Genomic DNA, 1,400 nt, shown 5'->3' with positions numbered 1-1,400 from the left:
CTAATAACCTTTCCGGGCATCGTGGAGGAATGCGTTTTTTACGCTTTACCCTGAGATTAAGCTTTAATTCACAATACACCCGATATACCCGTTTATGATTCCATTGATAGCCGAGCTTTCTGATACGATTAAAACATTTAGGAAAGCCCCAGCGTAAATGCCGGTCTGTGATAGCATTCAACACCGAAACAATCACCGAATCATCCTGTAACTTAGCTTGATAATAGTAAGCACAACGGCTTAAACCAACAATGGCACAACTCATAGCAATAGTAACTGAATGATTTTGTTGTAGTCGCTGTGCCCACGTTTTACGTGCCCCTGTTGGCACTAAAGCTTTTTTATGATTTCTTCCTGAAGCTGAGATTTTAAACTGAGCTCAGCAAACATCTGTTTAAGTTTACGGTTTTCCGCCTCCAGCTCCTTTAAACGTTTGATGTCTGAAATTTCCATACCACCGTATTTATCACGCCATTTATAGAAAGTTGAATTACCCATGCCCTATTTACGACAGAGCTCCTTGACAGGAATACCCGCTTCAGCTTCTTTTAAAATAGCGACGATTTGATGTTCAGTCATTTTTTTCATCATTGAATCCTCTTTTACTTTTATCATAGAGAATTTCCTACTTTTTGGCTGTACTATTTTAGGGGGTAGCTACAGTATTGTTACTAAATCTTCATGTTAGTACATTAAGTGGTGCTGCAATTAAATTTCCATCTGGTGAATTTAATTTACCAGATTCTTATGCAAAAATGTTATTTAGAATGTCTAGCTTATTGCCATCGAATTTAGTTAATTTCGCTCAAGGGAAAGGGTACAGTGTATCTAGTGAATCAAGAGGTTTTATGTTCAATGCTGAGGCTGCTGAAATTGCAGACTTCTTTGAAATTGGAACTAGAGCGGCACAATTGAGATGATAAAAAAAATATTTTTGGGTTCTATTTCTAAAGACACATTGGATAATGGTAATTATCAATTTAATATAGAAAAAGATTTTATTTTGGATCATGAATCTTTAAATGAAGATTCATGGGCTATATCAGATGATAATTTAAGTATAGCAATATCAGATGGGGCGACAGAGTCATACGATTCCAAATTATGGGCAAAAATATTATATCAAAAATTTGTTGGTAAAACTTTTTCATCATTTGACGAATATTTAATTTCAGCCGAGAAAGATTATGCGAAACAACATGATATTCATAATATGACTTGGACCCAAATTGAGGCTTATCAAAGGGGAAGTTTTGCCACTTTTATAGGTGTAAATTATAGTCAAATTAAAAATAGCTTAAAAATTACTTGTATTGGTGATAGTTGTATTTTTTTATTTAAAAAGTCCTCAAAAAACTATTTAAAAAGGAAAAGATCACGTGTGAAAAAAAAGACAAGGG

The 1,400-nt window shown here is 34.3% G+C and carries 2 protein-coding genes and 2 pseudogenes; 2 read left to right on the top strand and 2 right to left on the bottom strand.

Annotation, left to right across the window (positions count from 1 at the left end; translation table 11 throughout):
• A partial coding sequence (locus tag A9G40_RS04500) for an IS3 family transposase (protein ID WP_141675188.1) occupies nucleotides 1-331 on the bottom strand: 331 nt, incomplete at its 3' end.
• 34 nt (nucleotides 332-365) lie between these two features.
• Nucleotides 366-591 (bottom strand): annotated as a pseudogene (locus A9G40_RS15745) (transposase); the annotation flags it as partial.
• A gap of 74 nt (nucleotides 592-665) precedes the next feature.
• Here A9G40_RS15745 and A9G40_RS04490 point away from each other — a divergent pair.
• Both A9G40_RS04490 and A9G40_RS04485 read left to right on the top strand, forming a co-directional pair.
• Nucleotides 666-920 carry a hypothetical protein gene (locus A9G40_RS04490; RefSeq protein WP_065582081.1) on the top strand — a complete coding sequence of 85 codons (255 nt, stop codon included), beginning with the start codon at nucleotides 666-668 and terminating at the stop codon, nucleotides 918-920.
• Nucleotides 917-1,400 (top strand): annotated as a pseudogene (locus tag A9G40_RS04485) (hypothetical protein); the annotation flags it as partial. The gene A9G40_RS04490 and the pseudogene A9G40_RS04485, both read left to right, overlap by 4 nt.

This window comes from Gilliamella sp. Nev3-1, from assembly GCF_001690435.1.
GTDB classification, from domain to species: Bacteria; Pseudomonadota; Gammaproteobacteria; order Enterobacterales; family Orbaceae; genus Gilliamella; species Gilliamella apicola_C.
This window is presented reverse-complemented; position numbering and strand designations above follow the sequence as displayed.